Annotated in this window: 23 protein-coding genes; all 23 read left to right on the forward strand. The window is 39.3% G+C overall.

Going from position 1 to position 25,551, the window contains the following annotated elements:
* Window positions 1–12: 12 nt before the first annotated feature.
* The 23 genes from T375_RS00225 to T375_RS00335 all read left to right on the forward strand — a co-directional run bounded on the left by T375_RS00225 (window position 13) and on the right by T375_RS00335 (window position 25,416).
* Window positions 13–531, forward strand: a complete 519-nt coding sequence (locus tag T375_RS00225) for a hypothetical protein (protein WP_049960212.1) — start codon at window positions 13–15, stop codon at window positions 529–531.
* An 11-nt stretch (window positions 532–542) separates the two neighbouring features.
* Window positions 543–1,286 (forward strand): hypothetical protein, encoded by a 744-nt coding sequence (locus T375_RS00230; RefSeq protein ID WP_044933685.1) that lies wholly within the window; start codon window positions 543–545, stop codon window positions 1,284–1,286.
* A 14-nt stretch (window positions 1,287–1,300) separates the two neighbouring features.
* The gene (locus tag T375_RS00235; RefSeq protein ID WP_044933686.1) at window positions 1,301–2,143 is read left to right on the forward strand and encodes a hypothetical protein; all 843 of its coding nucleotides are present in this window, start codon (window positions 1,301–1,303) and stop codon (window positions 2,141–2,143) included.
* 1 nt (window position 2,144) lies between these two features.
* Window positions 2,145–3,185, forward strand: a complete 1,041-nt coding sequence (locus T375_RS00240) for a MucBP domain-containing protein (protein WP_044933687.1) — start codon at window positions 2,145–2,147, stop codon at window positions 3,183–3,185.
* A 101-nt stretch (window positions 3,186–3,286) separates the two neighbouring features.
* Window positions 3,287–4,156, forward strand: coding sequence for a mechanosensitive ion channel family protein (locus T375_RS00245; RefSeq protein WP_197019829.1), 870 nt, complete (start codon window positions 3,287–3,289; stop codon window positions 4,154–4,156).
* A gap of 12 nt (window positions 4,157–4,168) precedes the next feature.
* The gene (locus T375_RS00250) at window positions 4,169–7,078 is read left to right on the forward strand and encodes an insulinase family protein (protein ID WP_330371717.1); all 2,910 of its coding nucleotides are present in this window, start codon (window positions 4,169–4,171) and stop codon (window positions 7,076–7,078) included.
* A gap of 16 nt (window positions 7,079–7,094) precedes the next feature.
* On the forward strand, window positions 7,095–8,009 hold the full coding sequence (era, locus tag T375_RS00255; protein WP_044933690.1) for a GTPase Era: 915 nt from the start codon (window positions 7,095–7,097) through the stop codon (window positions 8,007–8,009).
* Window positions 8,010–8,735 (forward strand): DNA repair protein RecO, encoded by a 726-nt coding sequence (recO, locus tag T375_RS00260; protein ID WP_044933691.1) that lies wholly within the window; start codon window positions 8,010–8,012, stop codon window positions 8,733–8,735. It begins immediately after the preceding gene.
* Window positions 8,732–9,511 (forward strand): hypothetical protein, encoded by a 780-nt coding sequence (locus T375_RS00265; protein WP_044933692.1) that lies wholly within the window; start codon window positions 8,732–8,734, stop codon window positions 9,509–9,511. The genes recO and T375_RS00265 overlap by 4 nt, the downstream gene beginning before the upstream one ends.
* Before the next feature lie 20 nt (window positions 9,512–9,531).
* Window positions 9,532–10,929, forward strand: coding sequence for a glycine--tRNA ligase (locus tag T375_RS00270; RefSeq protein WP_044933694.1), 1,398 nt, complete (start codon window positions 9,532–9,534; stop codon window positions 10,927–10,929).
* A 17-nt stretch (window positions 10,930–10,946) separates the two neighbouring features.
* A complete protein-coding gene (locus T375_RS00275; protein WP_044933697.1) occupies window positions 10,947–11,585 on the forward strand; it encodes a coiled-coil domain-containing protein in 639 nt (212 codons plus the stop codon).
* Between the two features lie 21 nt (window positions 11,586–11,606).
* Window positions 11,607–13,250 (forward strand): putative manganese-dependent inorganic diphosphatase, encoded by a 1,644-nt coding sequence (locus tag T375_RS00280; protein WP_044933699.1) that lies wholly within the window; start codon window positions 11,607–11,609, stop codon window positions 13,248–13,250.
* 32 nt (window positions 13,251–13,282) lie between these two features.
* Window positions 13,283–15,229, forward strand: a complete 1,947-nt coding sequence (locus tag T375_RS13000; RefSeq protein ID WP_049960213.1) for an EAL domain-containing protein — start codon at window positions 13,283–13,285, stop codon at window positions 15,227–15,229.
* Between the two features lie 118 nt (window positions 15,230–15,347).
* Window positions 15,348–16,766 (forward strand): transcription termination factor Rho, encoded by a 1,419-nt coding sequence (rho, locus tag T375_RS00290; protein WP_033153785.1) that lies wholly within the window; start codon window positions 15,348–15,350, stop codon window positions 16,764–16,766.
* Window positions 16,767–16,793: 27 nt separating this feature from the next.
* Entirely contained in the window at window positions 16,794–17,945 is a 1,152-nt protein-coding gene (locus T375_RS00295) for an NAD(P)-dependent malic enzyme (protein WP_033153786.1), read from the forward strand.
* Window positions 17,946–17,980: 35 nt separating this feature from the next.
* On the forward strand, window positions 17,981–18,496 hold the full coding sequence (locus T375_RS00300) for a DUF4364 family protein (RefSeq protein ID WP_033153787.1): 516 nt from the start codon (window positions 17,981–17,983) through the stop codon (window positions 18,494–18,496).
* Between the two features lie 3 nt (window positions 18,497–18,499).
* Entirely contained in the window at window positions 18,500–20,482 is a 1,983-nt protein-coding gene (locus tag T375_RS00305) for an ATP-binding protein (RefSeq protein ID WP_049960214.1), read from the forward strand.
* Window positions 20,482–21,330: a response regulator gene (locus T375_RS00310; protein ID WP_044933702.1), complete on the forward strand. Its 849-nt coding sequence runs from the start codon at window positions 20,482–20,484 to the stop codon at window positions 21,328–21,330. Before T375_RS00305 ends, T375_RS00310 begins: the two co-directional genes overlap by 1 nt.
* A 136-nt stretch (window positions 21,331–21,466) precedes the next feature.
* Window positions 21,467–21,673: a 50S ribosomal protein L31 gene (rpmE, locus tag T375_RS00315; protein ID WP_015550865.1), complete on the forward strand. Its 207-nt coding sequence runs from the start codon at window positions 21,467–21,469 to the stop codon at window positions 21,671–21,673.
* 66 nt (window positions 21,674–21,739) lie between these two features.
* Window positions 21,740–22,669, forward strand: a complete 930-nt coding sequence (locus T375_RS00320; RefSeq protein ID WP_044933705.1) for a DUF1385 domain-containing protein — start codon at window positions 21,740–21,742, stop codon at window positions 22,667–22,669.
* Between the two features lie 2 nt (window positions 22,670–22,671).
* Window positions 22,672–23,502 (forward strand): peptide chain release factor N(5)-glutamine methyltransferase, encoded by an 831-nt coding sequence (gene prmC, locus T375_RS00325; protein ID WP_044933707.1) that lies wholly within the window; start codon window positions 22,672–22,674, stop codon window positions 23,500–23,502.
* Between the two features lie 56 nt (window positions 23,503–23,558).
* Window positions 23,559–24,632 (forward strand): peptide chain release factor 1, encoded by a 1,074-nt coding sequence (gene prfA, locus T375_RS00330; RefSeq protein ID WP_044933709.1) that lies wholly within the window; start codon window positions 23,559–23,561, stop codon window positions 24,630–24,632.
* Between the two features lie 22 nt (window positions 24,633–24,654).
* On the forward strand, window positions 24,655–25,416 hold the full coding sequence (locus tag T375_RS00335) for a LytR/AlgR family response regulator transcription factor (RefSeq protein WP_242839244.1): 762 nt from the start codon (window positions 24,655–24,657) through the stop codon (window positions 25,414–25,416).
* The last annotated feature ends 135 nt before the right edge of the window (window positions 25,417–25,551 follow it).

The following is a 25,551-nucleotide window of genomic DNA, read 5'->3' on the forward strand; positions in this document are numbered from 1 at the left end:
AGGTAGCTAATTATGAAAGTAAATCGATTAATATTAGTGGCTGCAGCCATTGCCTTAATTGGTGGTCTTGCAGTGAAACCGGCCATAGCATATTTTACAGACACCGCTACTGTTAGCAAAACAATTCCAATTTCCATTGGAGATGTAGAGCTTCCAGAGATGGATGATGATGTGAATCACATGATTAAAACAATAGCGATTTCGAATACAGGTGATTACGACATATTTGTTAGAGCTAAGGCTTTATATCCAGACACCTGTACGATTACAAAGCAAACATCTACTAATTGGTCGGATTTAGATGGTGGGTATTATTACTACAGCGAAATCCTAAAACCTGGTGAAAAGACAGAAGACCTTAACCTGAAAATTGATTTTGACGGTAGTACAAGCGATTTCAATGTAATCATCATTCAGGAAGCAACAAAAGTTCTTTACGACGAGGAAGGAAATGCATATGCTGATTGGACAAATGCAATTTCCAACGAAGATCAAGTGCAACCTGTTGAAGTGATTGAGCAGATGCGATAGGAGGGATGAGTATGAAAAAAATATATAAGAACCCTCTGATAATATTAGCACTTGGCTTGATAATCATTATTTCAGCATCTGCTGGGGCAGCAAGAGCAGCAATTGTTTATCAGTCAGCAGCTGAGAGAGTAAACTTCTCAACAGCTACAATTTCAGTTGAGGTTCAGGAGAAAACAGACGAAGGATACGTTGCAGTAGAAAATGAATTGAAGTTCAGTGAAGTGGCAAAAGATGAGAAATTCAAAGTAGGAAAAATATACAACGAGAGTGTAAGAATTGTTAATAACTCTAATCAGGAAACTGGCTACAGTGAATATGTAAGAGTTGTAGTTAGAAAGAATTGGTACAAGGATGGTAAAAGCACAAATCTTGATCCTGATTTGATTGAGTTAGGAATCGCTGATGGATGGTATTTAAATCCTGATGAAACTACAGCAGAGCAGGCAGTTTATTACATGACAACACCTCTTGGTTGTGGAAATGCAGCAGAGTTTTTAGTATCAGTACAGGTAAATAATAAGCTTACATCCTTCGTAGAAACAAAGCCATATGTAGAGAATGGCGTAGAAATTAAAGGAACCATAGTAAACGAATATCTTTACGATGGACAAGCCTTCCAAATCGAAATTCAGGCAGACGCAGTTCAGACTCACAACAGTGAAGATGCAATATATGCAGCCTGGGGAATCAAGGCAACATGTGATGGACAAGACGACGGAAACATACTAACAATTGGTGGTAAGCCTGTTAATTAAGAAAGGAGCAAGAGATGAAAAAGAAAATATTTAATACAGTCCTTGCTCTAGTAGTTACAGTGGCAGGGCTGATGACAACAAGTTTTGAATCTAATGCAGCTACACAAACAACAGGATGGAATGTTGAATATGATGGACAGGGATTTAGCTCAGACTACAATGTGGATAAATCCACCATTACCAGTGTAATGCCTGGGGACACAGTAGTATTTCAGGTTAATTACAAAAACAACTCTAGCGCAACTACAGATTTCTACTTAAGTACAGATGTAATTGCATCGCTGGAAGAAAAAAATGCAGATGGAAGCTCAGCAAATATCAGTGGCGGTGCCTATTCTTACAAGATTAGTTACAACTTAAATGGCAACACAAACGTCTTATATGATAGTGAAACCGTAGGTGGCGATAACACTACAGTAGTTGGCTTGAAACAGGTTCAGGGCGGATTGAAAAATGGAGAAAACGCATTTATGAGCGTAGGTTCATTAGCAAGTCAGGCCAGTGGAACAGTTGTTATAGAAATCAAGCTTGATGGAAATTCGCAGGACAATGATTACATGCAAAAGCTTGCACAGCTGGATGTAAGATTTGGAGCTGAGAAGCAAACATCACCGGAGAATGTAGTAGTAAACAATTCTGAAACAAAGCGAGTAGTGTACACCATACCAGGAGGAAGCCAGGTAGTAGTATTAGAGGAGCCAGCAGTTCCACTTGCTAATACTAATACACTTGGAAGCCCTCAAACAGGAGATTCCATTATTCCTATTATTGTATGTAGCATGATGTTACTTATAGGATTATTACTTGTAATTAGTTACTTTTGGATCTCAAAAAATAATAGAGAGAAGGTAGCGTGATATGAAGAAATTAAAAAGATTATTCGGATTTAGTTTAATAATGACCATGTTATGTTCTCTTATTTCGCCTATGTGGGTGAGAGCTGAAGAGTACACATATCAAATAAGTATAATTCGTGGTGGTACAGAGGAAATAGGAGCAGGTTTTGTTTCAGATATGTCAGATTCGTTGACAATTGTAAGTGCAAGTGATGAGGTTTCTGTTTCGTCAAATAAGGATTCGGTTATAATCAAGGGTCTTAAATACAATGACCAGATTTCCTTCAATCCTAAATCAGCAGTGGAAATACCTGATGATTCAAACGATAAGTACTATGTAAAGGGAATGAGAATCAGTGGATCAAACGATGTTGTTTCTGAATCTACTTTCTCAGTTACAAAAGACAATTCCTATGTTGTAGCTTATGGCGTAGGAGCAGTTGTTCCATATACAGTTAAGTATTTGGACGGCGCAGGAAATGCACTTGCTCAGCAGAATACCTTTTACGGAGCCATTGGTGATGAAGTATATGTTCCATATAAATATATCGATGGATATATTCCAAATGCTTTAAATCTTCATACTGCAAGCTTAAAGGAAAATGACGAATTCGTATTTACATATACTAAGGCATCTGCATCTGGTGGCCAGACAATCTATAATACAACCACTTCCACATCATATGGTGTGGTTGAAGGTGAAGGCCAAATGACTTATCAATTTGTACCAGCAGCAGTTAGAGAAGTTGCAGGCCAAGGCCAGGCTGGTGGCGCAGCAAATGGAAATGGCACAAATCAAGCTGGCGGTGCAGCAGGCGGAAACCAGAATAATGAAGCAGCCAATGGAAATAATGAGGTTGCTATCGAAGATACTCAAACACCTACAACTGCAGATGTCGTAGACATTGATGATGAAGATGTTGCTAAAGCTGGTGAAACAGAAAAAATGTTTGATACTCTAGAGAGAACAGCAATGGTTATTGCAATACTTGGAGTGTTGTTAATACTTCTAACAATTGGAGCAACAATAAAAGAAAAGCATGATATTTCTAAATATGACTAGTTAATAGTTATATTACTTTGAGGCGGCAGGAGTTCCTGCCGCTTTTTTCATGTCAGTAAATATGATACAATATAACAGATTGTAAATAAATGGAGGGTGTTATGGACACAGTAGAGACAGTTACAGCGGATGAACTAGTGGAAGACATACAGACTGGTGTGCTTCAGCAGCAGCTTGAAGCCATGATACCAAAGTTTTGGAGCTTCTTTTGGAGTGCAGTTCTTGCGCTTATAGTTTTTTTCATTGGAACCCGTATTATTAAAGGTATAATCAAGCTTTTTCATAAAGCTATGAACCTTAAGGAAGTTGATCCAGGTGTGGAGACCTTCCTTGAATCTGTTCTTAAATGGATTCTATACATAATTCTACTGACAATTATTCTCGGCTTATTTGGTGTTACAACTACATCAATATCTGCAGCTGTAGCAGGCCTTGGGGTTACAATAGGTCTTGCTTTACAGGGAGCTTTGTCAAATTTTGCAGGTGGCATACTTATCCTTGTTATGCATCCATTTAGAGTTGGGGATTATATTATTGAGCATGCTTCAGGGCAGGAAGGTACAGTTGATAAAATCAACATCATCTATACTACCTTAAAGATGCTAGATGGCCGTTTGGTTCAAATTCCAAATGGAACACTTTCAGCTACATCACTTACAAACTGCACAGCTCAAAGCTATCGTTTGTTTAACGAAACAGTTGGGATTAGCTATGGCTCTGATATTGCAAAGGCAAAAGAAATCCTTCAGGATATTGCGGAAAAGGCAGAGCATAGGCTTGAGATTTCTCCTATTCAGGTTTTTGTAGCAGAGCTTGGAGAAAGTGCTGTACAGATTGGTTTGAGATTCCCAGTGGATATAGACAATTACTGGACTACAAAATGGGACACATTAGAAGAAATTAAAAATAGATTTGATAAATCGGGAATCGAAATTTGCTACAATCAGCTAGATGTACATATCACACAATAGAAAGGCATTAATTTGAACAAGGCATACGAATTACTTAAAGAAGAAAAGCTAGAGGGATTAGATTCATTAGGCTTCATATTTGAACATAAGAAAACAAAAGCTAGAATTTGTTTTATTTCAAACGATGATACAAACAAAGTTTTTTACATAGGTTTTAGAACACCACCAAAGGATTCTACAGGTGTAGCTCACATCGTTGAACACACAGTCCTTTGTGGCTCAGATAAATATCCTGTAAAGGACCCATTTGTTGAGCTTGTAAAGGGAAGCCTTAATACTTTCCTTAATGCAATGACGTATCCAGATAAGACAGTTTATCCTATAGCCAGCACAAATAATACTGACTATATGAATCTTATCGATGTATATATGGATGCGGTTTTCCACCCAAATATCTACAAATACCGTGAGATATTTGAACAGGAGGGCTGGCATTATGAAATGGAAAATGAGGACAGCGACTTAACAATCAACGGCGTTGTATACAACGAGATGAAGGGCGCATATTCATCACCTGATGATGTGCTTTCACGTCAGATTCTCAATTCTCTTTTCCCAGATACAACTTACGCTATTGAATCAGGCGGTGACCCAAAGGTTATTCCTAGTCTTACATACGAGGATTTTCTTGCCTTCCACAGCAAGTATTATCATCCAAGCAATTCATACATCTATGTTTATGGTGATGTGGATATCGATGATTTGCTTGAGTATTTGGATACAAAATATCTTCGCTACTACGATTACCTGGAGGTAGATTCAGAGATTAACATGCAGCCTGCCTTTGATAAGCCTGTAGAGGTTACAGTAGATTATCCAATCGGGGCAGACCAGGATACAAAGAACAATGCTTATCTTTCATATAATGTCTGCATAGGAGATGTTCTTGATCCAAACATGTATCGAGCCTTCGATATATTAAATTATGCTCTTGTTTCTGCACCGGGTGCTCCTTTATATAAAGCACTTATTGATGCGAATATTGCAGAGGATGTTGAGTGCTCATTTGAATCGTCTCAGCGTCAGATGTATTTTTCAGTAGTAGCACGTGGAGCAAACGAAGAGGACAGAGATCGCTTTGTAGATATTATCGAGACTACGCTTCAAAAGGAAATCAAAAAGGGTATTGATAAAAAGACTCTTTTTGCTGCAATAAATGGCGAACAGTTTAGAGCTAGAGAGCTTGACTTTGGTAGTGCACCAAAGGGCCTTATCATTGGACTTCAGCTTCTTGATAGCTGGTTATACGATAAGAATCAGCCATTCCTTCATCTACATGCTGTCGAAGTATTAGATAAAATTAAAACCAGAGTTAATAACGGACTTTTTGATTATATTGCCGATGTTTATTTGCTTTCAAACAATCATAAATCTATCGTTACTCTTAGACCAAAACAGGGACTTACAGCAGCAGATGACAATGAATTAAAGGAAAAGCTTGCTGCTAAAAAGGCTAGTCTTTCAAAGGAAGAAATTAAGCAGATTGTTGAACATACAGCTCATCTGAAGGAATACCAGGAGACTCCTAGTTCAAAGGAGGATTTGGCAAAGATACCTATGCTTTCCAGATTCGACCTTACAAGAGAAGCACGTCCTATTGATTTGGCGGTATATGATGAGGATGGAACAACAATTCTTCATCACAAGGTTAGTACAAATGGAATCCATTATTTCAATATGGTTTTTGATATTAGCGATATTACATTATCAGATATTCCATATGTATCATTGCTGGAACGATTCATCGGATTGATGGATACAAAGCATTATACATACGCCGATTACACTAATGAAATGTATCTTCATACAGGTGGCATCACCACCACTACAGCAGTTCATGAAGTGTTTGGCGAGCATGATAAATATCGCATCACCTTTGAGGTTCGCTCGAAATTCATTTATGAAGAAGCGGATGTGGCCAAAGATCTTGCAATGGAAATGATATGCAATACCTTATTCTCGGATGAAAAGAGATTAAAGGAGCTTATCGTAGCAGAGAAATCCCACATGGAATCAATCCTCAATTCAAGAGGCAATCAGGTGGCTGCTACAAGAGCAAGATGCGGTTTCTCAAAGAAGGCCAATATTTCAGATTTAGCAAATGGAGTTCGATTCTACAGATTCCTGGTAGACCTTGAAGAGAACTTCGACGATAGAAAAGATGAAATTATATCTAAACTTAACAAAATGTGCGAAACAATATTTGCAAAGGATAGATTGATAATATCATCTACTGGTAAGACAGAGGTACTGAATCAGGCAAGAAGGCTTGTCAATGATATAAGACCATTACTTTCGCAGGAAAAGCTTTCCTTCGAGGGAGATAATGAGTTTGAGCTTCATCCAGTAAAGGAGGCCCTTAAGGATGCTTCTCAGATTCAGTATGTAGCAATGGCAGGTGATTTTGTTAAATCAGGATATAAATATAACGGAAGCTATAAGCTTCTCAATACAATCCTTGGTTATGACTATTTCTGGATTAAGGTTCGTGTTCAGGGTGGTGCATATGGTTGCAACATGAATTCAAGTCGCCAGGGAGATATGGTGTTTGTTTCATATCGTGATCCAAACCTAGCTGAGACTCTTAAGGTATTCGAAGAGACAGGTGATTATCTTAGAAACTTCGATGCTGACGATAGAGATATGACAAAGTACATTATAGGTACTATAAGTGGTATGGATACACCACTTACACCTTCGCAGCGTGGCCTTCGTGGATTGAATTGCTATATTTCAGGCATCAGTTACGAGGATTTGCAACGCACTAGAGACGAAGTCTTAGATGCAACAGTAGAGGACATCAGAGCCTTGGCTGAGCCAGTAGACGCCGCTATGTCACAACGCTACATCTGTGTTGTAGGCAATGAATCCGTGGTGGAAGCGAATGCGGAGCTATTTACCGTAGTAGAGAATTTATATTAGTTAAGAGGAATTTAGAATGAGTGATAATTTTAGATCGGGTTTCGTTACTATAGTGGGGCGCCCAAATGTTGGTAAGAGCACTTTGATGAATCATATCATAGGGCAGAAGATTGCTATTACAAGTAACAAGCCACAGACAACAAGAAACAGAATCCAAACTGTTTATACAGATGAGGAAGTTGGTCAAATCGTATTCTTGGATACACCAGGTATGCACGAAGCTAAGAATAAGCTTGGCGAATACATGATGTCTGCAGCAAAAAGCACAATCAACGATGTTGATTTGATTCTTTGGCTTGTAGAGCCTGATACAAAGGTTGGCGCCGGAGATAAGAAAATTGCTGAGCTTTTATCCACAGTAGATGCTCCGGTAATGTTAGTTATCAACAAGATTGACATGGCTGATGGTGTAAAAGTGGGAGAGACAATTTCAGCCTTCAAGGATTTATGTGATTTTGTTGAGGTTGTTCCAGTTTCTGCTTTACATGGAGAAGGCTGTGATGATCTTCTTTCTACTATATTTAAATATTTACCAGAAGGACCTGCCTTCTATGACCCTGAGACTGTTACCAATCAGACTCTCAGAGAAATTACAGCAGAGATTATCCGTGAAAAATCTCTTCATGCTTTAAATGATGAGGTTCCACACGGAATAGGAATTCTTATTGATTCCATGAAGGAACGCCCTGGTAAGCGTCCAATGTGGGATATCGAAGCAACAATTGTCTGCGAGAAAAACTCACACAAGGGAATCATTATTGGTAAGGGCGGTGCCATGATCAAAAAAATCGGTACAAATGCTCGTTACGAAATCGAAAAGCTTCTTGAAGCAAAGGTTAATCTTAAGCTCTTTGTTAAGGTTAAAAAGGATTGGAGAGAAAGCGAGTACGATTTAAAGACTTTCGGTTACAAGAAAGAGGATTTAGGATAAATGGGACTGGTTACCCTGACAGGATTAGTGCTTTCCAGCTCTGATGTTGGTGAATTTGATAAGCGCCTTGTTATCCTTACAAAGGAGGCAGGACGAATCACAGCTTTTGCCAAAGGAGCAAGAAGGCCAAACAATCCACTTGTTGCTGCATGTTCACCATTTTGTTTTGGAGTTTTTGATGCTTTCGAAGGCCGAAATTCCTACCATATTAGTAAAGCCAATATCTCCAATTACTTCAGGGATTTGGTCTTGGATTATGATAAGGTGTGCCTGGGCTCGTATTTTTTGGAGGTAGCTGATTTTCTCTCAGTGGAGGGAATGGATGAACGAAATAGGTTGGCTCTTTTGTATCAGAGCTTGAAAGCCTTAGAATCGGGCAAATTTAGCCATCGCCTTCTGAAAAACATCTACGATTTAAAAACCTGGGTAATAGATGGTGAATATCCTAATGTATTTAATTGTACATGTTGTGGAAAAAAGGGAAATTTAACGGCCTTTTCGTTGAAAAGACATGGAATGCTCTGCAAAGAGTGTGCAAATTTAGAAGCAGGTTCAAATATTTCCAGCTCAACACTGTATACAATGCAATTTATAGTTTCCTCAACCATTGAAAAGTTGTATACTTTTGTGTTGAATGAGGAAACTGAAGAAGAATTAACTAGAATTTTAGACGGCTATAGATTAAACTATAGGTCGCATAAATATAAGAGCGAGGAATTTCTATGACTAATAACAGACCCCGCCAGGGTTCTGGCATGCGGAGTCGTAATAGTGCAAAAAGTCCTACAAGACAAGGAGTTGCTGCTAGGGAGCTTCAGGAAGCTCGTAGGAAAAGAAGACAGCGCGAGGTAATGCGCAATCGCATTATTCTAGGTGTTGTTTGCATTTGTATTTTTGCACTTCTCATTACACTTATTGTAAAATTATTAGGTGGGCTGATTGGTTCAGGTAACACAGCCGACACTTCTACCATTACTTTCCAGAAAAATGGACAGGTCGTTTTTGAAGAAGTGATTGATTTTGATTCAGATACATATTCAAAATCGGAGCTTAAAAGCTACACAAATGATTTAATAAGTAGCTTCAACGAAACCTATGGCGAGGAAGCAATCAAGCTTAACAAGCTTTCTGTTAAAGGGGACGAAGCCTACATTAAAACTACATATAAGGATGCCGATTGCTACACAGCTTTCACTTCTTATGAAACTTTTGATGCTTCTTACGAAGATGCAGTTTCCGCTGGCTACGATTTTGGTGAGCTTTTTTCAACTGTAGCTGATAATGTAGTAGGGGAAGCACAGGTGGTGGACACTGACAGCTTATTCGCTGGCATGCAGGTGGCCATTGTCAAAGAAAACGTTACTGTTGTTGTGCCTGGCACAATTACATATATATCAAATGCCAATGTTGATTTGGTAGAAGCTGACACAGTTACAATTTCCCAAGCTGATGGGAATGAGGATGCTTCAGATTTAGTATATGTTATATATACTTTGGAATAATATTAGAAGGGAACATAATCATGGAAAAAACAATGGACAAAATTATTGCTCTTGCCAAGGCAAGAGGCTTTGTATATGCAGGTTCCGAGATTTACGGTGGTCTTGCTAATACATGGGATTACGGTAATCTTGGCGTTGAGCTCAAGAATAACGTAAAAAAAGCTTGGTGGCAGAAATTCGTTCAGGAAAATCCATACAACGTAGGTGTTGATTGTGCGATTCTTATGAACCCACAGACATGGATTGCTTCTGGTCACCTTGGTTCATTCTCAGATCCACTTATGGATTGTAAGGAATGTCACGAAAGATTTAGAGCTGATAAAATCATTGAGGATTTTGCTGCTGAAAAGGGTATCGAGCTTAAGTCATCAGTTGATGGTTGGAGCAAGGAAGAGATGAAGGATTTCATCGATAGCAACAACGTTCCATGTCCTACATGTGGCAAGCACAACTTCACAGATATTCGTGAGTTCAACCTTATGTTCAAGACATTCCAGGGTGTTACTGAGGATGCTAAGAACACAGTTTACCTTCGTCCTGAGACAGCACAGGGTATTTTCGTAAACTTCAAGAATGTTCAGCGTACATCTCGTAAGAAGGTTCCATTTGGTATTGGCCAGATTGGTAAGTCATTCCGTAACGAGATTACACCTGGTAACTTCACATTCCGTACTCGTGAGTTCGAGCAGATGGAGCTTGAGTTCTTCTGCAAGCCTGGTACACAGGATGAGTGGTTCCAGTACTGGAGAAGCTTCTGCCGTGATTGGCTTACAAGCCTCGGCATGAAGGAAGACGAAATGAGACTTCGTGACCACGACCCAGAGGAGCTTTCATTCTACTCAACAGGTACAACAGATATCGAGTACTTATTCCCATTTGGTTGGGGTGAGCTTTGGGGTATCGCTAGCCGTACAGACTACGACCTTACACAGCATCAGAACGTATCTGGTCAGGACCTTACATACTTCGATGATGAGACAAATGAAAAGTACTTACCATACGTAATCGAGCCATCTCTTGGTGCTGATCGTGTTGTTCTTGCATTCCTTTGCGCAGCATACGATGAGGAAGAGGTTGGTAAGGATGGAAAGAGTGATGTTCGTACAGTTCTTCACTTCCACCCAGCTCTTGCACCAGTAAAGATTGGTGTGCTTCCACTTTCAAAGAAGCTCAACGAAGGCGCTGAAAAAGTATTTGCAGAGCTTTCAAAGAAATATAACTGCGAATTTGACGACAGAGGAACAATCGGTAAGAGATATCGTCGTATGGACGAAATCGGAACACCATTCTGTATCACATATGACTTTGATTCAGAAGAAGACCATATGGTTACAATTCGTCATCGTGATTCTATGGAGCAGGAAAGAATTGCGATTGCAGATTTGGATGCATATTTTGCAGACAAATTTACATTTTAACATAGGAGGAGAGTGCTATGGAAAACATTAATGTAGAGGGAGCAGCTGAAAAGCCTGTTGCACAGCCAGTTGTTGACAACGGAGAAGACTTACTTTTAGAACAGATTGACGCATTCCGTGAGAAGGCAACACAGCTACAGCAACTCATTGCTCAGAAAGAGCGTAAGGCTGCAGAGTTAGAAGCTTTAGTTAGAGAGAAAGAAGCAATTAATGTTAAGCTACAGGAAGAGCTTTCAAGAAAGCAGCAGGAGGCAGATAGCCTTGTTGCTGATGTAGAAACTCAGGTAGACCGTATGATGCAGGTTGTTAAAAACAACATGGATCAATTAGAGATTGACATTAAGGGCCAAGTGAGTGATAATCAAGAGTCCTACGAGACCCACAATAGAAATCTTCAGGATACACTTAAAAATGTATCAGATGGTTTGGATAATATTCAAAACGAGCTTTCCGAGAAAACGCACTCAGAATCAGTTCATTTATATCGTTTGATTCAGGATTTATTAAAGGAACATGACAATAGCGAGGAGCAGGCTATTAAAGCCATCGAGCATTACAGCTCATTAAAGAAGCTTTCAGTTGTAGTTATTGTTCTACTTGTATTAACAATGGGGGTATCTATTGCATCACTTATTCTCTCGATAGGATTATTTTAAGATAGAATAGATGGAGGGATTATGCCGAATTCAGTTTTTATTATCGGACACAAGAACCCTGATACCGACAGTATTTGTGCCGCTATAGGATATGCATACCTTAAAAATGCACTTGGCACAGGAGTAAAATATATACCAAAGAAAGCGGGCGAGCTCAATAAAGAGACTCGTTACGTATTGGACCGTTTTGGCGTTCAGGAGCCAGAAACAATATCAGACGTTGGAGCTCAGCTCATGGATATTGAGTACAGACAGCTCGAGGGCGTTGATGGTCATATTTCTCTTAAGAAGGCATGGGAAATCATGCTTGAGAGAGACGTTGTTACACTTCCAGTTATTGCAAAGACAGGCAAGCTTGAAGGCGTAATCGTAAACGGAGATATTGCGTACTCATACATGGATGTATACGACAACAGCATCCTTTCAAGAGCACGTACACAGTTCTCAAATATCATTAGTACACTTAGTGGACGTCTTGTTACAGGAAATCCACATGCATATTTTGTAAAAGGTTCTGTAGTTATTGCATCAAACAACAGAGAGGATCTTAAAGAAGATATCAACAGAGACGACCTTGTTATTGTTGGTAATATCACAGCTCGTCAGCTCATCTGTATCGAAGCAGGATGTAGCTGCTTAGTAGTTTGTGGCGCTTCATCAGTAGATCCTGAGGTTGAAAAGGCAGCTATAGATCATCAGGTAGTGCTTATCACTACTGAGTACGACACATTTACAGTTGCTCGTCTTATTCATCAGTCAATGCCTATCCGTCAGTTCATGCAGAAGGAAGACATTATCAGCTTTGAGTTAGACGATTATGTAGATGATGTTAGAGAAGTTATGAAAACAGTTCGTCATCGAGATTTCCCAATCCTCGATGAAAACAGACATTACATTGGAATGGTTTCACGTCGTCTTCTTTTAAATATGCAAAAGAAGAAGGTTATTTTAGTAGACCACAATGAAAAGTCTCAGGCAGTAGATGGTATCGATCAGGCAGAAGTACTTGAAATCATCGACCACCACAGACTTGGTTCACTTGAAACTGTTTCACCAATTCTTTTCAGAAATCAGCCACTTGGCTCTACAGCCACAATTGTATCGCTGATGTTCCAGGAAAGAGGAGTACAAATTCCAAAGGAAATTGCTGGTGTACTTTGCTCAGCAATCCTTTCAGATACTTTGATGTTTAGGTCACCAACATGTACACCAATAGACGAAGAGAGAGCAAGAGAGCTTGCTAAGATCGCCGGTGTTGATGTTACAGAGCTTGCAACTTCTATGTTTGAAGCAGGCAGCGATTTCAAAGACCGTACAGCTGAGCAGATCTTCCATCAGGATTACAAGATCTTCACTAGCGGAGACACAAAGTTTGGAGTTGCCCAGGTAAGTTCAGTATCAAAGGGGCAGCTTAATTCAATTAAGGGTGAAATCAGAAAGTACATGGATTCTGTACTTAATTCATCAGATTTGAATGCAGTATTTGTAATGCTTACTGATATCCTTAATGAATCAACAGAGCTTCTATTCGTTGGCGGGGAGGCTGACAAAATAATTGCCGATGCATTTAGAATGCCTGTTGCTGCAGATAGCTACATTTTAGATGGTGTAGTTTCTAGAAAGAAACAGCTTATACCACCTATCATGGAATCTCTACAGGAATAAGCAAAATATAAATTAAAGGGCAGAATTTTGTTATGTTAATCAACGGATTTAATATTGCAGCAGAGAGAGTAGACTTACTAATAGCACTTGTAATGCTTTATTTGACAGTGGCCACCAAACCAAGGAGGACCGCTGTCCTTTCCGTTGTTTTTTATGGTCAAATCTTATCAGTGGCTAATATTATTTTGCACATGGCATCCATTTTTCTTTTGAGCTTTGATACAGCCTTAGAAGGATTCTTATTTAGGATGTCTGTGCTGTTTTATTATGTCACCTATCTTGGAATTCTCGTTTTATTGTTTTCCTATATACATTTGCTTAGTTTAAAGCAAAGAGAAAATTTAGATACGTTAAATGTTGTTGTTATTGTCTTCATCGCAATTTACATGGTTGTTGTAGGAGGAGTATTTATCTCTGATAGTTATGTAACTGTTATTGATGGAGCTTACAAATTCACTGAATGGTCTAGTATTAATGTTTGGTTTGCATTGCTTGATGTTGTACTTATTATGCTTTCAGCCTTTCAGAATAGAAATGAAATCCCAAGAGTTCTTATGAACCTTATATTCATATTTGTACCATTTGAAATACTTACACTGGTTATTCAAATGATACAGCCACAGTATGTAATCCTTAGTGTTACATATGTAGTTCCATTTATGCTTTGCTATATTACTTTCCATAGCATTTTGTACGATGAGGTGACAGGCTGCCAAAATAAGCAGGCTTTCGAAGCTCATCTTTTGTCGCTTCAAAAGAAGAGTAAAAATGGAAAGCATATTGGTTTCATCTATATTAAGTTCCCTCGTCTTGAGGTTGTAGATAACTATGAGCTTATGTATGTTGCTAAGCGTAGAATATCTGCACAGATTAGAAATCTGGAACATCACAATCCAGACGCTAGAGTTTACTCTATCAATGAGTTTACATATGGCATCATTTTCCCAAATAATAGCGAGCATATCACAAGAGAGACGATTGAGCTTGTTAAGAAAGATCTTGACGATGCTATGTCGAGTTGGGAATATTCAAACAGCCCAGAATACAGAATGGTTGTTATTAAAAATGATTTAGAAAAGTGTGATTTACAGACACTTGACGCATATTCTAATTTCTTGTTCGACAAGGCAGCTAAAAAGAAAGTGAGAGTCTATGAGGCGACACTTTCTGATTACAACATCTGCATGGAGCAAAAGGAGATTGAGAGAGTCATTGTTGATATCAGAAACAAGGACGATTTATTGGACCCAAGAGTTGTAGTTTATGTGCAACCTATTTTTGATGTTACAAATAACAACTATAGAAATGCTGAAGCATTAATGCGTCTTGAGGTTCATGGTAGATTGATATCACCGGATATCTTCATTCCTTTGGCTGAAAAGGTTGGATGCATTCATACTCTTACAAGAATTATTCTTAACAAGGTGTGTGCAAAGATATACGAGATTCAGGATTACTACAATTTTGAAGCTGTATCTGTAAATGTATCCCTTTCTGAGTTTATGGATTACTGCTTGCATGATGAATTGATTGATATCATCAAAAATAATGGTATTACATGCGATAAAATTCGCCTTGAAATGACAGAATCCATGACTAGTGATGAAATTGAAGCAATCAGTCACAACATGGAAGAGTTTAATGCCGCAGGCGTACATTTTTATCTTGATGATTTTGGAACAGGTTATTCTAACCTTGAAAGAATTGTCAGCTTACCATTTAGAACAATTAAGTTCGATAAGAGCTTACTATATAAATCAATGGATGACCCTATTTTGCTTAGATTGATTCAAAATATGGTTGATGTGTTTAAGAGCCATGGATTAGTAGTACTTGTAGAAGGTGTTGAGAACAACAAACAGGCTGAACTTTCTATAGGTCTAGGATTCGAATATATCCAGGGATATAAATACGCAGCACCAGTTCCAATCAACAAATTAGAGGAATTCTTTGAGCCTAAGCTAGAGCGCTTGGCCTAAAATAAAGTTATGGACAGATGAAGATTTTGGTTATATAATGCAACTATCATCAAAGTTATTCGTTAGTCGATTCGACTTTTATTTCCATGACGTTTTTTATTTTATTAAGGAGAGTTAGATGAGAGAAAAATATGAAAGTTTATCAGTAACAATTTTGCGCGACTTAGCAAAAGCTAGGGGAATAAAAGGCGCATCAGCAATGAAAAAAGCAGATTTGGTAGAAGCTATGCTTGCACAGGACGAAATTGACAAGCAGAACGAAGCTGCATCTGCAGAAAAGTCAGAGCCAGTAGAAAAGGCTGAAAGACCAAAAAAGGTAGAAAGAACAGAAAGACAGGAGAGACCAGAGAAGGCTGAAAAATCTGAGAAGGCTGACAAGACAGAGGTTCCAGCGGACATCCCTATGGACAATCTTATTCCAGCAAGTGGAATTCTTGAGGTAATGGGCGACGGCTTTGGTTTCATCAGATGTGACAACTACATGCCAGGTACAGACGATGTATATGTTAGTCAGTCACAAATCAAAAAGTTTAACCTTAAGACAGGCGATATTATCATAGGTAAGAAGCGTTTCAACAACCCTACAGATAAGTTCGCTGCTCTTATGATTATAGATTCAATCAACGGTTACGATCCTTCAAGAGCTAGTAAGCGTCCTAATTTCGAGGATTTAACACCTATTTTCCCAAATGAACGTATTCGTCTTGAAAGACAGCGCAGCTCAGTTGCAATGCGTATCGTTGATTTAGTTAGCCCAATTGGTAAGGGACAGCGTGGTATGATCGTTTCCCAGCCAAAGGCAGGTAAGACTACACTTCTTAAAGAAGTTGCTACATCAGTTAATTACTCACATCCAGATATGCATCTTATCATTTTGCTTATCGACGAGCGTCCTGAGGAAGTTACAGACATGAAGGACACTATGAGAAACAGCAAAAATGTTGAAGTTATCTATTCAACATTCGATGAGAGTCCAGAACACCACAAGCGTGTTTCAGAAATGGTTATCGAAAGAGCAAAGAGATTAGTAGAGCATGGCCAGGACGTTATGATTCTTTTGGATTCTATCACACGTCTTGCCCGCGCATACAACCTTACAGTACAGCCATCAGGCCGTACACTTTCAGGTGGTCTTGATCCTGCAGCTCTTCACATGCCAAAGAAGTTCTTTGGTGCAGCCAGAAACATGCGTGAAGGCGGTTCCCTTACAATCCTTGCTACAGCACTTGTAGATACAGGTTCCAAGATGGACGATGTTGTATTCGAGGAATTCAAGGGTACAGGTAACATGGAGCTTATTCTTGATAGAAAGCTTTCAGAAAAGAGAATATTCCCAGCTATTGATATCACAGGTTCTGGTACTCGTAGAGAAGATCTTCTTCTTTCAAGAAAAGAGCTTGATGCAATGGAAATTATGAGAAAAGCAATCAATGGTGCCAGAAAAGAAGACGCCGTTGAAACTATTCTTAATATGTTTGCTCACACAAAGAGCAATGACGAATATATCGATATGATTATTCGTAAGAGAGTTATCTAATTCAATTGATATTCAAGGAGGGAAATCATGGCATCAGTAGACGAAACAGCGGTATTTTTACACAAGCAGTGGAACGGTAAAATCGAGACATGTGCAAAGGCGCCAGTTAAAAGCAGAGAGGATTTATCGATCGCTTACACTCCAGGCGTTGCAGCTCCATGCCGAATCATTGCTGAAGACCCAGAAGCAGCGTATAGCTACACACTTAAAGCAAACACAGTTGCTGTTGTATCTGACGGTTCTGCTGTCCTTGGCCTTGGAAATATTGGACCACTTGCAGCAATGCCAGTTATGGAAGGCAAGTGCGTATTGTTCAAGGAGTTCGGTGGTGTTAATGCATTTCCTATCGTTTTAAATACTCAGGATCCAGACGAAATAGTTGCTGCAGTAAAGGCTATTGCTCCAACATTTGGTGGAATCAATCTTGAGGATATTTCTGCTCCACGTTGCTTCGAAATCGAAGAGCGTCTTAAAAAGGAGCTTGATATTCCAGTATTTCATGATGATCAGCATGGTACAGCAATTGTTGTACTTGCTGGCATTATCAATGCGTTAAAGGTAGTTAACAAGAAAAAAGAAGATTGCAAGGTAGTAGTTAATGGTGCAGGTTCTGCAGGAATAGCCATTACAAAGCTTCTTCTTAGATATGGATTTAAGGATGTCACAATGTGTGATAGGGAAGGAATCATTGGTCCGGACTATCCAAATCTTAATTGGATGCAAAAAGAAATGACCAACGTCACGAACCTTTCACATAAGACTGGTACACTTAAGGATGCCTTAGTTGGTGCGGACATTTTTGTTGGTGTTTCAGCTCCAGGTATCGTATCAAAGGAAATGGTTGCATCTATGGCAAAGGATTCAATTCTTTTTGCAATGGCCAACCCTACACCAGAGATTATGCCTGACGAAGCAAAGGAAGCAGGAGCTAGGGTAATTGGTACAGGACGTTCTGATTTTCCTAATCAGGTTAACAATGTAGTTGCATTCCCTGGTATTTTTAGGGGCGCCCTTGAAGCGAGAGCTACAGCTATCACAGAAGAAATGAAATTGGCAGCAGCAGAAACTATTGCCGGTCTTGTTGACGAAGAGAATCTATGCGATGATTTCATTTTGCCAGAGGCTTTTGATCCACGTGTTGCAGTAGCAGTAGCAAATGCAATTAAAGCATTGGTTTAAATCAAATAAGTTATAAGTAGTTAGTGAGGAAAATCATGGCAGAACCAAATTTAATATACAAGATTACAATACTAGAATTATTACATCGTAGTGGTTTCCCGCTTAGCAACAGTCAAATCACAGACTTCTTTTTAGAGGGTGATTTGACTGATTATTTCACAGCCCAGCAAGCCATCAGCGACGATGAGGAAGCAGGGCTGATTTTTTCGAAAACTAATCATAACAATACGACCTATTCAATTACAGATGATGGTGTAAAGACCTTGGAGCTATTCAAAGAAAAGATTTCTCCAGCTCTTTCAAAGGATATTAACAAATATCTAAAGGTCAATTCCATTTCCATGAAGGAAGAGAATTCCTACAAGGCAACGTACTTCAAAGCCGATAGGGGTGGCTATGTTGTACAGCTTCGTATTACGGAAAACGATGTTCCGACCATGGATTTAAGCTTTCATGTAGGCTCTAAGGAGCAAGCAGAAACACTATGTAACAATTGGAAGGTTCGTAGTGATCAGGTATATGAAGCGGTGATGGATATACTTATGGGGTGAGGTATGAAATCTGTTTACATTAAAATGATTTTAATTGTAACAGTAGTATTATTTATTGTAGTGGGGGCACTACTAGCTTCAGTTGCCGTCATTTCTGACGGCACGCTTAGTAGAAATCAATTCATTAAACTAATCGTTGTTTTTTCCATTTTTTTAATCTTTGCCATTATTGTGGCACTTAGAATTGCACAGAATGTTATAAAAGAAATAAATAGCATGAATGAGTTTATGCAACGTCAGCTAGATGCTATAGATTCTGCAAGTAAGGCAAAAAGCCAGTTCTTAGCAAACATGTCTCATGAAATAAGAACGCCTATTAATGCTATCCTTGGTATGAATGAAATGATTATCAGGGAGAGTTCTGATGAACAGATAGTTGAGTATGCAACTAACGTTAAGCAGGCTGGAAAGGCACTATTGGCCCAGGTAAACAGTGTTTTGGATTACTCAAAGCTGGAAGAGGGCAAGATGGAGATAATCCAGGTTGAGTACGATTTGGCCACAATGATAAATGGGTTTGTTACGGCTGTAACTACTAGAGCTAAATCAAAGGGCCTGAGGATGGATGTAAATGTAGATACCAATCTACCTACTACTTTGTTTGGCGATGATGTCAGACTGGGGCAGGTTATCAATAACTTGCTTACAAATGCTGTAAAATACACTGAAGTAGGTGTAATAACCCTTAATATATGGGAAGAATCCAGATCAGATGGAGCAATTGATATTGGCGTAAGTGTGCAGGATACAGGAATTGGTATTAAGCCTGAGGATATGGAAAAACTATCTGCTTCATTTACTAGAATAGAGGAGGAGCGCAATAGAAATATAGAAGGTACTGGACTGGGAATACCAATTGTAATAGAAATTCTTAAGCTGATGGGAAGCGACCTGAAAGTGGAAAGTGTGTATGGACAGGGTTCTACCTTTTCATTTGTAATCAGACAGGGAATCATTAATGACGAGCCGCTGGGGGATTATAGAAAACGTGTTAAGCGCAGCTATATGCGAAGGAATAAGTATACTTATCCATCTATGCCGACAGCCAACATTATAGTTGTAGATGATTATGAAATGAATCTGGTGGTAGCCAAGAACCTTATGAAGGTCTATGATTTCATTCCTGATTTGGCAGAATCAGGGCCAGAATCTCTTTCAAGAATAGAGGAAAAACACTACGATATCATTTTCATGGATCATATGATGCCGGATATGGATGGCGTAGAAACGCTGGAGATTCTGAAAAAGCGACAAATGATAGATGAGTCCACAGCAGTAATTGCTTTGACGGCAAATGCTATCGCAGGAGCTAAAGACTTTTATATATCAAAGGGATTTAACGACTATTTGACTAAGCCAATAGATGCAGAAGCTCTAGAACAGGTGCTGACAAAATACGTACCGGCAGAAAAGATAGTAAAGAAATCTATCAGTGATTTAAAGAATAATAAGTCTTTAACGTCCAATGATGACGAGAGAAAAGCGCTGATTAAAATCTTTGTATCCACGATTCAAGAAACAGCAAAGAATTTGGATCAATTGTTAGAAGCAGAAGATATTAAAAACTACACTATCAAGGTTCATGGACTGAAGAGTACAGCTAGATTGATAGGTGAAATGTCCATTTCAAGTAAAGCGGAAGCTTTGGAAAAGGCAGGAAATGAAAACGACTGGGATTATATAAAATCTCATCACAAGGAATTAATAAGAGAATACCTAAGCCTGGAAAAATCATATAAAGAAGTAAAAGAAACAAAGAAAACGTTGGATTCAGGGGAATTGAAGGATGCTATTTATTCAATTATAGAAATGGCCAGCGTTTGTGATTACACATCTACAGAGATGGTTTTAGATTCATTAGATGAATATGCTATGCCGGAAAATGTAGAATCGGAAATGAAACATGTACGAGAGCTTTTACAGAAGCTTGATTATGAGGGTGTTGTTGAATCAGCTAAAAAAATGCTTAACAATGGGGGTAACTAATGGATTACGGATTTTCAAATGAAAAGCAAAGTAAAGTTGCGCTTATCAGTTCAAAGTCCAGCTTTTCAGTAATGGGAATTCAAAAAAAGCTGCAAGAATCAGGAATTGAGGGAGTGCCAGTTCGTCCAAGTATATTTCAGATAGAGGAGGCTATTGATGAGAGTGAGCCCATAATCTACTATCTGGATGACGAGATTTACACTCCAAGCGGAGAAGATTTTTTAAACGAAATGAGAAAGCTATGCTTGGAGCAGGAACGTTTGCTTATACTTGTAGGGGAAGAAGCGGAGTATGAAAAGGCTACAGAAATCATCCCTAAATCAGCAATCGTAGGATGGTTTAATAGGCCTGTTGATATGGATGCCTTGCTGGAAACATTGGAAAAGGCATTAGGGGGCGAAATCAAACCTGCAAGACAGCGTCACATTCTAATAGTAGATGATGATGCAACTTATATGCGAATGCTTCATGAGTGGATGAAGGACAGATATCAGATTACTATGCTTGACGCTGGTACAAAGGCTATCCATTGGCTGATGGACAATTCGCAAAACGTAGATTTGATTTTACTGGATTGCGAGATGCCATCAATGGATGGTCCTACAGTTTTTCGCATGCTAAAGGAAGATCCGGAAGCCAGAAATATTCCAGTAATGTTCTTGACTGGCAAGAGTGATAGAGATATGGTTATAAGAGCCGTTGGCTTAGGGCCAGAGGACTATATACTTAAATCAATAGATAAAAAAGAACTTATGGATAAGCTGGAAGATTTCTTTGGTCGACTGAAGACTATGGAGGATTCAGACCAGGAAGAAGCATCAGATGGTAAAACAGGGGTTGTATTTTAGCATATTCCATGTTATACTTGAGAAGCTGTTAATCGGGATGAAATGCGAGACCCTCGCATTTAAGCAGTATTCGAGATTTTTATCTCACAAATTACAGTTGGAAATTGTAAAAAATTATTATGAGAGGTGAAATTAAATGAGACAGGGTATCCATCCAGATTATTACCAGGCTACAGTTACTTGCAACTGCGGTAACACATTCGTAACAGGTTCTACAAAGGAGAGCATCCACGTAGAAATTTGTTCAAAGTGTCATCCATTCTACACAGGCCAGCAGAAAGCTACACAGGCTCGTGGACGTATTGACAAGTTCAACAAGAAGTATGGTATTGACGCAAAGTAGTCATTTATTTGGACTTTTAAGGGTTGAGATTCGTCTCAGCCCTTTATTTCGTGTAGGGGGCTTAAAATGAAGTATTCAGGCATAGGCGGACAGGCTGTAATGGAAGGCGTCATGATGCGAAACGGCAACAAATATGCCGTAGCAGTTCGTACACCAGACAAATCTATTGCAGTAGATGTTAAAAATACAAAAGACATAAATGACATATGGCACAAGATTCCAATTATCAGAGGAATGGTATCATTTATTGATTCACTTGTGATTGGCCTTAGCACACTTATGTATTCAGCTAGCTTCTTCGAGGACGAAGAGGACGCCGTCGATAAATCAAAGCTTTCAGAGGAAGAGCTCAAAAAGCTTGAGAAAAAGGAAAAAGCTGAAATGGGTGGCACATTGGTGTTGTCATTTGTGCTTGCTCTTGGTATTTTCTTTGCATTGCCTTACTTTATTTCCCTTGGGTTAAACAAATATATTGAGTCGCAGGCGTTGATTGCTCTCATCGAAGGACTTATTCGTATCGGTATTTTTATTGGTTACATCGTGATGATTTCTCATATGGATGATATCAAGCGTACCTTTATGTATCACGGTGCAGAGCACAAATGCATTAATTGTATCGAGGCAGGAAAGCCTCTTACAGTTGAAAATGTTCGCACAGCCACACGTTTTCATAAGAGATGTGGAACTAGCTTCATTTTCATTGTATTCATTATTTCAGTTTTTGTTTTCATGTTTATCTCTTTCGATAACACATGGGTAAAGCTCATTGCAAGACTTTTACTTATTCCAGTTATCGCTGGTATTTCTTATGAGTTTATTAGGCTTGCAGGTCGTCATGAAAATGGCTTTGTAAATATTTTTTCAAAGCCAGGGCTATGGCTGCAGCGACTTACAGTAATGGAGCCAGACGACGATATGATTGAGGTTGGAATTGCCTCAGTAGAAGCAGTGTTTGATTGGGAAGGATTCATCGAAGAAAACAGGGAGTGTTTTTAGGTATGACTTTTAAACAGGCTTTAGATAAAGGAATAGTATTACTGGAATCAGAAAATATTGCTGATGCAAAGATAGATGCTTGGTATCTTCTTTCATATGTTAGCGGTCTTTCAAAGGCTCAGTATTTTCTGAAGCAATCAGAAGAAATCGATAATAATATTCTTTATAAATATAAGGATGTCCTTTTAAGGAGAGCAGGCCACGAGCCACTCCAGCATATCACTGGAGAGCAGGACTTTATGGGCATCACATTTTGGGTAAATGAAAATGTTCTCATCCCTCGTCAGGACACCGAGACTCTCGTAGAGGAGGCTCTCAAGGTTATTCCTAGTGGTAGCCATATTTTGGATTTGTGTACTGGCAGCGGATGTGTTATTCTATCTCTTGTTGTCCTGGGCCAGGGGCTTTCAGGAATAGGTGTAGATATCTCGGAGGAAGCACTTGCTGTTGCCCGCGAGAATGGCGCTAGGCTTGTAGGCCGTAAGGCGGATTTTGTTAAAGGCGATATGTTCCAGCCAGTTAGTGGCAAGTTCAACGCCATAGTATCAAATCCACCATATATTCCATCTGCAGTAGTGGATGAGTTGGAGCCAGAGGTAAAGGATCATGAGCCTCGTCTTGCATTAGATGGCACAGAGGATGGCCTTTTCTTCTATAAGAAAATCACTGCTGAGGCAGGAGATTATCTTAACGATGGTGGCTGGCTTTTAGTTGAAATCGGCTATGACCAGGGGCCTGATGTTTCTGCACTATTCAAAGAGGCAGGATTCAAGGACGTTGAAGTAATAAAGGATTTAGCAGGCAACGATAGAGTCGTTAAAGGACATCTATAGCGACGCAGGTGTATTGTGTCTGTTAATAAAGTGGTTAATAACATGGAGGTTTTAGCATGTTTGATAGATTAGAAGATTTAGTATTAAGATACGAGGAAGTAATGAACTTGCTTTCTGAGCCAGATGTGGCTAATGATAATGCCAGATTTAGAGCACTCATGAAGGAGCAGGCTGAGCTTGCACCTATCGTAGAGGCTTACAAGCAGTATTCAGCTCACAAGCAGAATATTCAGGATTCGTTAGAGCTTCTCGAGCTTGAATCAGATGAGGAAATGAAAGAGCTTGCAAAGGAAGAGATGAAGGAATCTCAGGCAGAGGTTGAGCGCCTTGAGCAGGAGCTTAAAATCTTACTTCTTCCTAAGGACCCTAACGATGATAAGAACGTTATCGTGGAAATTCGTGCAGGTGCAGGTGGAGAGGAAGCAGCACTTTTCGCAGCAGAAATCTATCGTATGTACGTACATTACGTAGAGTCACGTGGATGGAAGGTTGAGCTTCTTGAAGCAGACGAGACAGGTATCGGTGGTATGAAGAATATCGAGTTCATGGTTAAGGGAACTGGTGCATACTCAATCCTTAAGTACGAGTCTGGTGTACATCGTGTACAGCGTGTTCCAGAGACAGAGTCTCAGGGCCGTATCCAGACATCTACATGTTCAGTAGCAGTTATGCCAGAGGCAGAAGAAGTAGATATCCAGATTGATGAAAAGGATATCCGTATTGACGTAATGCGTGCTTCAGGTAATGGTGGTCAGTGTGTCAACACAACAGATTCAGCTGTTCGTCTTACTCACTACCCAACAGGTATTGTTATCTACAGCCAGACAGAAAAGTCACAGCTTCAGAATAAGGAAAAGGCTTTCGCACTCCTTCGTGCAAAGCTTTATGATTTAGAGCTTCAGAAGCAGCAGGATGCAGAAGCTGCAGAGCGTCGCTCACAGATTGGTACTGGTGACCGTGCAGAAAAGATTCGTACATACAACTTCCCACAGGGACGTGTAACAGACCACCGTATCAACCTTACACTTTACAAGCTGGATAAGATTATGAACGGTGACATCCAGGAAATTCTTGATGCACTTATCGCAGCAGATCAGGCTGCTAAGCTTGCAAAGATGTCTCAAGACTAATAGATTTTTAAGGTTCTTGCCTATGGCAAGGACCTTTTTTAATCTTGCGCACAATTCAAATTTGTATTATTTTAATAGCATGATTAATGTTTGTATAGTTGAAGACGAGCTGGAGCAGGCTTCAGTTTTAAAGAATTATATAAGTAAATATAGTACAGCAAAGAATCAGCAGTTTAATATTACATATCTGCCAGATGGAATTGATTTGGTGGATGATTATAAGGGACAGTTTGATATTATCCTTTTGGATATTCAGATGAAGCATTTGGATGGTATGGCGGCAGCAGAGAAAATCCGCCAGGTGGATTCTGATGTTATCATTATTTTTATCACATCCACAGTTCAGTATGCAGTGCAGGGATATGCAGTGGATGCGCTAGGATATGTTCTTAAGCCTGTACCATATCATCAGTTTGAGCAGATTTTCGACAAGGCAATAGTCAGAGTGCAGGCCAAGCAACAGCATGTTTATATAAAGGTTGCTGTTGATGACAAGCAGCTGAAGCTGGATTGCAACAATATTATCTATATTGAAAGTCAGCGTAACAATGTGGTTATACATTGCAAGGATGCTGATTACGTTACAGCGGGACCTCTCAAGCGTTTTGATGAGATGCTTATGGACCATGGCTTCAGCAAGTGCCATAATGCATATTTGATAAATCTATCAGAGGTTGAAGCTGTACAAAAAGAGGAAGTTTTATTAACAAATGATGTAATGCTTCCAATAAGTCGCGCCAGAAAGAAAGAGTTTATGGCTGCGTTGACGGAGGACATTTTATAATGGATTTTAGTGCATTTTTAAATCCTGTTAATATACAGGACACCCCAAGACTTTTTACCGCTATTGCTGAATGGCTAGCGGTTTTTGTTTACTTTAATATCTACAAGAAAAAGAGGCATGATAAGGAATTTGCTA

It is taken from the genome of Pseudobutyrivibrio sp. LB2011 (assembly GCF_000701765.1).
In the GTDB taxonomy this organism is placed as follows: Bacteria; Bacillota; Clostridia; order Lachnospirales; family Lachnospiraceae; genus Pseudobutyrivibrio; species Pseudobutyrivibrio ruminis.

What these genes read in the sequence shown, in the direction of transcription:
- rho (WP_033153785.1), top strand. Translation starts at nt 15,348, where the DNA reads ATGAGAGAAAAATATGAAAGTTTATCAGTAACAATTTTGCGCGACTTA.
- T375_RS00235 (WP_044933686.1), top strand. Translation starts at nt 1,301, where the DNA reads ATGAAAAAGAAAATATTTAATACAGTCCTTGCTCTAGTAGTTACAGTG.
- era (WP_044933690.1), top strand. Translation starts at nt 7,095, where the DNA reads ATGAGTGATAATTTTAGATCGGGTTTCGTTACTATAGTGGGGCGCCCA.
- T375_RS00270 (WP_044933694.1), top strand. Translation starts at nt 9,532, where the DNA reads ATGGAAAAAACAATGGACAAAATTATTGCTCTTGCCAAGGCAAGAGGC.
- T375_RS00295 (WP_033153786.1), top strand. Translation starts at nt 16,794, where the DNA reads ATGGCATCAGTAGACGAAACAGCGGTATTTTTACACAAGCAGTGGAAC.
- T375_RS00280 (WP_044933699.1), top strand. Translation starts at nt 11,607, where the DNA reads ATGCCGAATTCAGTTTTTATTATCGGACACAAGAACCCTGATACCGAC.
- T375_RS00265 (WP_044933692.1), top strand. Translation starts at nt 8,732, where the DNA reads ATGACTAATAACAGACCCCGCCAGGGTTCTGGCATGCGGAGTCGTAAT.
- T375_RS00240 (WP_044933687.1), top strand. Translation starts at nt 2,145, where the DNA reads ATGAAGAAATTAAAAAGATTATTCGGATTTAGTTTAATAATGACCATG.
- T375_RS00300 (WP_033153787.1), top strand. Translation starts at nt 17,981, where the DNA reads ATGGCAGAACCAAATTTAATATACAAGATTACAATACTAGAATTATTA.
- recO (WP_044933691.1), top strand. Translation starts at nt 8,010, where the DNA reads ATGGGACTGGTTACCCTGACAGGATTAGTGCTTTCCAGCTCTGATGTT.
- T375_RS00230 (WP_044933685.1), top strand. Translation starts at nt 543, where the DNA reads ATGAAAAAAATATATAAGAACCCTCTGATAATATTAGCACTTGGCTTG.
- T375_RS00335 (WP_242839244.1), top strand. Translation starts at nt 24,655, where the DNA reads ATGGCAAGGACCTTTTTTAATCTTGCGCACAATTCAAATTTGTATTAT.
- T375_RS00245 (WP_197019829.1), top strand. Translation starts at nt 3,287, where the DNA reads ATGGACACAGTAGAGACAGTTACAGCGGATGAACTAGTGGAAGACATA.
- prmC (WP_044933707.1), top strand. Translation starts at nt 22,672, where the DNA reads ATGACTTTTAAACAGGCTTTAGATAAAGGAATAGTATTACTGGAATCA.
- T375_RS13000 (WP_049960213.1), top strand. Translation starts at nt 13,283, where the DNA reads ATGTTAATCAACGGATTTAATATTGCAGCAGAGAGAGTAGACTTACTA.
- T375_RS00225 (WP_049960212.1), top strand. Translation starts at nt 13, where the DNA reads ATGAAAGTAAATCGATTAATATTAGTGGCTGCAGCCATTGCCTTAATT.
- T375_RS00310 (WP_044933702.1), top strand. Translation starts at nt 20,482, where the DNA reads ATGGATTACGGATTTTCAAATGAAAAGCAAAGTAAAGTTGCGCTTATC.
- prfA (WP_044933709.1), top strand. Translation starts at nt 23,559, where the DNA reads ATGTTTGATAGATTAGAAGATTTAGTATTAAGATACGAGGAAGTAATG.
- T375_RS00305 (WP_049960214.1), top strand. Translation starts at nt 18,500, where the DNA reads ATGAAATCTGTTTACATTAAAATGATTTTAATTGTAACAGTAGTATTA.
- T375_RS00275 (WP_044933697.1), top strand. Translation starts at nt 10,947, where the DNA reads ATGGAAAACATTAATGTAGAGGGAGCAGCTGAAAAGCCTGTTGCACAG.
- T375_RS00320 (WP_044933705.1), top strand. Translation starts at nt 21,740, where the DNA reads ATGAAGTATTCAGGCATAGGCGGACAGGCTGTAATGGAAGGCGTCATG.
- rpmE (WP_015550865.1), top strand. Translation starts at nt 21,467, where the DNA reads ATGAGACAGGGTATCCATCCAGATTATTACCAGGCTACAGTTACTTGC.